Origin of the sequence: Streptomyces palmae, assembly GCF_004684805.1 — a bacterium.
GTDB lineage: Bacteria > Actinomycetota > Actinomycetes > Streptomycetales > Streptomycetaceae > Streptomyces > Streptomyces palmae.
This window is the reverse complement of the sequence record NZ_SRID01000375.1, coordinates 1-6,675: the sequence shown is the minus strand read 5'-3', so window position 1 is coordinate 6,675 and position 6,675 is coordinate 1. Positions and strand designations below refer to the sequence as shown.

The 6,675-nt window shown below is 72.6% G+C and carries 4 protein-coding genes; 1 reads left to right on the top strand and 3 read right to left on the bottom strand.

Annotated elements, in window-relative coordinates; translation table 11 throughout:
• Positions 1-151: 151 nt before the first annotated feature.
• Positions 152-1,525, top strand: a complete 1,374-nt coding sequence (locus tag E4099_RS27025; RefSeq protein ID WP_245245203.1) for a M64 family metallopeptidase — start codon at positions 152-154, stop codon at positions 1,523-1,525.
• On the opposite strand, the gene E4099_RS27020 is transcribed toward E4099_RS27025, so the two are convergent.
• The 3 genes from E4099_RS27020 to E4099_RS27010 form a co-directional block, all read right to left on the bottom strand.
• A complete protein-coding gene (locus tag E4099_RS27020) occupies positions 1,491-2,498 on the bottom strand; it encodes a Gfo/Idh/MocA family protein (protein WP_167828492.1) in 1,008 nt (335 codons plus the stop codon). The genes E4099_RS27025 and E4099_RS27020 overlap by 35 nt on opposite strands.
• Positions 2,499-2,560: 62 nt before the next feature.
• The gene (locus E4099_RS27015) at positions 2,561-5,188 is read right to left on the bottom strand and encodes a hypothetical protein (RefSeq protein WP_135341741.1); all 2,628 of its coding nucleotides are present in this window, start codon (positions 5,186-5,188) and stop codon (positions 2,561-2,563) included.
• Between the two features lie 328 nt (positions 5,189-5,516).
• Positions 5,517-6,675, bottom strand: a 1,159-nt coding sequence (locus E4099_RS27010; protein WP_245245202.1) for a winged helix DNA-binding domain-containing protein, incomplete at its 5' end; no start/stop codon positions are given.

Here is a 6,675-nt window from a genome sequence, read left to right as displayed (position 1 = left end):
CCCGCACCCCCACCCGAGCCGACCGCAGGGCGACAGGCCCGCAAGGGCGTTGCCGGAAGTCCGGGCGACAGCCTAGGTTGAGGCGCACTTAAGTTTCGCCTAAGGCGTCCTTAACTCGCCGATTACGCAGCCGACTTCGGGAGTACCCGCCGTGCGCCATCCGCATCGCCGCCGCATACCCGCATCCGCCCGCGTCTCGACCCTGGTCGCCGCCGTCGTGGTGGCCGCGGCCACCGCCGCCACCCTGACCAGCACCGCGAGCGCGCACCCCACCGCCGAGAGCGCGCACCCCGCCACCGCGAAGCACGGGCCCGCCGGTGCGGAGGTGGAGGTCGAGTACTTCACCAAGCCGGGCGGGCACCCCCGGCACACCTCGGTGCCGGCCGCGACCCCGGAGCGTCTGCAGCGGGTCGAACGGGCGCTGTCCCCCGCCCAGACCGCCGCGGACGGCGATGTCACCTCCGTCGTCGACAACGGCCCGACCGCCGAGAAGCTGGACGTGGTCTTCATCGGCGACGGCTACACCGCGGACCAGCAGGAGGACTTCCACAGCGACGTGCGCGCCAAGTGGGCCGAGATGTCGGCGGTCCAGCCGTACGCCTCGTACACCGACCTGTTCAACGTCTGGTCGGTGGACGCCGTCTCCCGGCAGTCCGGCGTCTCCGGCGACCCGGGCAAGGACGTCGTCAAGGACACCGCCCTGAAGTCGTACTTCTGGTGCGACGGCCTGGAGCGGCTGCTGTGCGTGGACGAGAAGAAGGTCGAGTCGTACGCGATGAAGGCCCCGGCCGCCGACCTGGTCGTGGTGCTGTCCAACTCCACCAAGTACGGCGGCGCCGGCTACAACGACGTGACGTCCAAGCCGGGTTACGACGGGATCGCCACCGCCTCCTCCGACCACCCCGACTCCGACCAGATCGCGGTGCACGAGACCGGCCACTCCCTGGGCAAGCTGGCGGACGAGTACTTCTACCCGGACTACGGCACCTACACCGGTGCCGAACCCACCGCCGCCAACGCCACCAAGCTCACCGCCGAGCAGATGAAGGCGCAGAGCAAGAAGTGGTACCGGTGGCTCGGCCAGACCTCCCCGGACGGCGGCCTGGTGGGTGCGTACGAGGGCGGCGCCTACTACCCCAAGGGCATCAACCGCCCCACCGAGAACTCCATCATGCGGAGCCTGGGCCGCGAGTACAGCCTGCCCGGCCGCGAGGCGATGATCGCGGGCTTCTACCGGCACGCGAGCGTCCTCAGCAGCACCACCCCGGCGAGCACCGCCCTGCGCCCCACCACCGCGCTGACCGTCGACATCCCGGCCTCCGCCACCCTCACCTGGTGGCTGGACGGCAAGCAGGTCACCGCCGCCAAGGGGCGCACCCAGGTCACCCCCAAGTCCCTCGGCATGCGGGCCGACGGCCGCACCCACACCATCACCGCCAAGGCGGCCGACACCACCGCCTGGGTCAAGGACCCGGCCCTGCGCAAGCAGCTCACCGCCTCCCGCACCTGGAAGGCCAAGGGCTGACCCGCCCACCTCGGCCCGCCACCCCGGCGGGCCGAGGCGCCGCCCGGTGGAGCTCGGTGACCCTCGCGGCGACATCGAAACCGAGGACCGGGTCCGGACGGTCGGAGAGCAGGCTCTCGTACAAGGGCCGGTAGTGGGCGACCTTGCGCGGAGTCTGCCCGTCGTCACCATGGCTGGCCAGCAGCGTGCCCTCCTGGGCTGCGAAGCCGGTCATGGCGGTGTGGTCGATCCACAACTCCACGTCGGAGTCGGCGAAGTGGAGGGCGGTCTGCTTGCTGCTCGAACCGGCGAGCCAGCTGGTGCGCAGCCGTGCGCTGCCCAGCCGGTCCCGGGAGCGGTAGCGGCAGACGTACCAGGCGCTCGCCCCGTCGTCCCACTCCTGGGCCGAGGCGAGCTCGGTCGGCTCCACGAAGCAGGCGAGCACGCTGAGCTGGTTGACCCCGGAATCCATCCAACTGGAGCCGTAGGACGCGAAGGCCTGTTCGCCGCGGAGGATGTACGGGTCGTGGAAGGCCGAGGTGATCGACGTGACGGGGCCCCACTGGGGCTGCTCGGCGATCTGCCGGGCGGCCCAGCGGATCTCGGGGGAGAAGGCGAAGTGGTGCGCGGTGAACAGCCGCCCGCGCACGTCCACCGTGCCCTCCAGGGCCCGCAGCCGGTCAAGTGAGTCCAGATCGTGCACCAGCGGTTTCTCCACCAGCACCCGGGCCCGTGAGCCGGTCAGGGCGGCGACGGCCAGGTGGGCATGGGTGTCCGTCGGGGTGGCGATGACGATCAGGTCGGGCTGGTGGGCTTCGAGCGCCTCGGTCATGTCCCGGTAGTGGGGCGGGACCGCACCGCGGAAGGACGGCGGCCCGGCGTGCGGGTCGACGGTGAAGTCCAACCGCACCTCCGGCCGTTCGGCGAGCACCTCCAGGTGCGTCCGGGCGATGATCCCCACGCCGACCAGGCCGACTCGTACGGGTTCGCTCATCGTTTCCGGTCTCCTTCGTGTGGCTCTGGTGGGCGTACCGCAGGACGAGGCAGGCCCGCTGGTCAGGGGCGCGCTATGACCGCGGCCCAGCGGTCCAGTGCCCTGGTGGCGCCGGTCACCCATTCGACCGCGGGATGGCGCTCCGCTGCCGTGTCGGCGCCCTCCAGCCAACTGGTCGCGATGGGAACCCAGTAGGTGTTGCCGCCCGAGGCGCGGGTCCGTTCGTCGAGATCGGCCCGGGTGCGGCGGGCTCCGTCCCGGTCGCCGTCGAGCGTCTGGAGCAGGATCTGCGCCACATCGGCGAGGTTGTGTCCGCCCCGGTAGCCGATCTCGTCGGCCAGTTGCCGGGTGTCGGCGACCGCGGCCCCGGCCGCCACCGGGTCCCCGGCCAGGGCTGCGGCCACCGCCTCGGCCGAGCGGACCTTGACCAGTTCCACCGGGTTGGACACCAGGTCGAGTAGTTCCCTGGCCTGGTCCGCGGCTTCGGCCACGGTGGTGGTGTCGCCGGACCAGCAGACGGTCTGGGCCAGATTGGCCAGGGCCTTGGCCTCCGCGGCGACCAGGCCTTCCCGCCGCGCCAGGGTGATCGCCTCGGTGTAGGTGCCGGTGGCCTCCTCGAAGCAGGCGTTGACCCGCCAGATGTGGCCGATGAGCCTCAGCCGCTCCCCCTCCTCCGCGGCGGTGCCGCCCGGCCGGTCGCGTAGTGCGGCAAGCGCGGTGGCGAACCGGCCGTTGAGGTAGTCGTAGTCGCTCAGCCAGTAGCGGGCGGTGGGGTCGAAGGAGCCGTTCAGCAGCCCGCGATAGATCTCCGCAGCCCTGGTGTAGTCGCCCTGGTTCCGTAGCGCGTGGGCGAGGTGGATGCGTACCAGCTGGGAGGTGAGGCTGTCGGCCGGCATGCCGGCATCGGCACCGTCCAGCACCTGTACCGCCTCGGCGGCGCGCCCGGCGCGGCGCAGTCGGACGCCCTTGATGGCCGTGCGGACGGCCCGCAACTCGGGCAGCCCGGCCGTCTGCCGGCTGACTCCGGCCTCCAGCCCCATCCACTGCCCGGCCTCCACCAGCCGCTGGGCGGCCTGGACCAGCCAGTCCTCGAACACCCCGTAATCAGCGGAGAGCCGGAGCCCGAACTCCAGGGACTGGGCGACCATGGCGCGGCCCGTGGTGGGGGTGATCCGGGCACCCAGCAGGCGCATCAGCCGGGCGGCCACCTCGGCGCGGTCCCGGTCGGACCAGCCGTCCGGTAGCCCGCGATCAGCTTCCCGGATGGCTGAGCGCAGGGCGCCGTGCAGCGCGTACGGCAGCTCGTAGGCGTCGTCGTAGGTCAGGAACGGTCGGTGCAGGAATCGTGCGACGCAGCCGTCCGGCAGGTTGGGCTGCCCGGCGCGCAGCAGCGCGGCATCGACCCGGTCGATCAGCGCGGCCGTACGTACGAGATCGCGCTCTTCCCGAGGCAGGTCGCGGATGGAGCGGGTGGCGACGGCCGTGAAGGAACCGCCGAAGTCCTCGGGAGACGGCTCCGTGCCGCGCGCCAGCAGCTCCGCGAAGTGCGAGACCGACAGGTCCAGGTAGAGCGGAAGCCCCTGACCTCCGGAGATGATGCGCTCGCGGACCGCGGCGGGCATGGCGGGCCCGCCATCCCGGGTGAGTGCCTGGCGGAGGTAGCTGTCCGCGTCGAATTCCGAGAGATAGCCGACCAGGTGCTGGCGGGGTTCGGTATGGCTGTTGCCGAAGTGCAGGTTCGGCCATCGCTGCGGACCAGCGAAGTCCAGTTCGCCGCCCGCGCCGGTGTCGGCCCAGTCGATCCGGTTCCGGCCGGTGATCACGAACAGGACGTTGGGCATGAGGTACACGCAGCGCTGTACGAACCGCTCGGCCGTGCGGTCGCTGCGCCCGGACAGTACCTCGAAGGTGTCCAGGAAGACGCACACCCGTGGCCGCCGGCGCCGCCGCGGCTGTCGCTCCAGGTCCCAGGCCAGCAGATAGGGGAAGAAGGACAGGGTTTCGTAGTCGGCGTCCGCCTCGACCAGCTCGGCGAAGAGCTCGCACTCGGAGAGCAGTCTGCCCTCGCGCACCCGGTCCCGGATCGCCCGGTAGGTGCCGAGCGCCGCACGTTGTGCGAGACCTGCCAGGCCTCCCGCGGCACCGGGGACGATCTGGGCGACATTGGCGGCGATCTGCTCCCCGAGGCCGACACCGCGCGAGGCGCGGCGCACCGTGGGCGAGGAGTCCAGGAACTCCTGTAGCGCCTCTCCGGGATGGGCGCGGGCCCAGTACGAGGCAAGGGCGAGGTCGAAGGCCGGCCAGTAGCTACCCAGCCGTCCCAGGCCGGCGCGCAACCGCAGCAGCAGCGCCTCGATGTCGCAGGCACCGTCCTCGGAGAGGTCGACCCGCACCGAGAGCACGTCCTCGTGGCCCGAGTCCTGGGAGTCGGCCAGCAGCCTGCGCTCCAGCTCGTGGGAGAGGGTGGTCTTGCCTATGCCGCCGACCCCGTAGAACACCAGCACATTGCGCCGCCCCTGGACCCGGTCGACGACCGGGGAGATCTCCGTCTCGTCCAGGGCCCGGTGCAGCTCGGTCAGTGATCGGCCGAACGCCGCCACCTCGTCGACTCGATTGGTGAACACCTGCTGCGCGGTCACCGTGGACGTGGTGCCGCTCATGAACGCGGCACGTAAGTTCACTCGCGCCATCCGCACTCCTCAGGCCGGTATCGCATCAGGGTCATCATGCCCCCGGGGGCCCTTCGGATACCGGTGTGGCCCGCGCGGGGCCGCACCCCGGTGTGTACCGCCGCCGGAGCCCATCCTCCGGCGGCCGCCCCCTCACGTCCCCGCGGGGCTCCCGAAGTCCCTGGCCGGGGGCCCCCATCCCGAGTTCTGTTCGGTGCACCGCCGCGGCGAAGGCCGGTCCGCTTCCCGGCCACCGGGCACCGGCTCGCCGCGGGCACCGGGAAGGGGATGCCGTAGCCCGCCATCCGCATGTCCGGATCCGGCGGTGCACCCGCGCCCGCCGGACCCCTCAGGCGGTCAGTTCCCGCTCCAGGGGGGTGCGGAAGCGGGGGGTCACCCGGGTGGGGCCCAGCCAGCTGCCGAGGCGGGCCGCCTCCTGGTCGACGGCGGTACGGGCCTCATCGCCCAGGTCGGTGAGCGGGCGCCAGACCACCTCGCCGTCCGCGCGCTGCGCCCAGCCGCCGACGACGCGGCCGTTCCACCACACCGTGGGGCCGATGTTGCCGCTCCGATCGAAGAGCGCGGGGACGTGCTCCGGGTCCAGGTACCAGTCGCGGGCCCGCCAGCCCATGGCGGTGGGGTCCAGGGCGGGCAGCAGCGCGGCCCAGGGCTCCGGCTCGGGGACGGGGTCGAGGTCCTCGGGCGCGGCGTACCCGGGTCCCTCGTCCAACAGCACCGGCGCCGCCCCGACGTCGGCCAGGGCCCGGCGGGTGTCGGTGAGCGTCCAGCCGGTCCACCACTTCACATCGGCCTCGGTGGCCGGGCCGTAGCCGGTGAGCCAGCGGCGGACGAGTTCGGCCTTGGCCTCCCTCACCGGGAGCGTCGGCAGCGGCGGGACCAGCGCCCAGGGGTAGAGGCTGCTGGTCCAGGAGCCGCGCGGGCGGCAGCGCCGGAGGTGCCCGTCGGAGGCGAGCACCCGCAGCAGCCGGCCGCCGATGCTGTGCTTGCGCTCGTAGGACTTGCCCCGCCCCATCACCCACTGCTCCGTCAGCTCGGGCACGTCCGCGGCCAGCTCGGAGGTGGTCGCCTCGCCCCGTTCGGCCAGGGCTTCCAGTACCGCTCGCTCGGTACGGGCCAGCCGGGCCTCGTCCCAGCCCTCGGCATGCTCCCGCAGGTGCTTGAGCAGGGTGGCGCGCTCCTTGACCGCGATCGCCCGGGCGCTGGAGGCGTCCACGCAGGGCGCCACCGCGGTGGTCACCGCGAACAGGGTGCGGCGCATGCTGAGCAGCTTGACCAGGCTGAGGTCCTCGTACAGGGCGCGGTCCACGGCGGCCGGGTCGGGCTCGGCCAGCCGGGCGCAGGCGGAGAGGTAGACGGTGGCCGGGTCGGTGGCGTGCAGCCCGACGAGGGCGTCGGCGACGTCCTCGACGGTGGCCGCTCGCCGGGAGGGGGCGAGCAGGTGCCGGACACCGAGCCGGGCACGGCGCTGGGCGGGGGTGACACAGGGC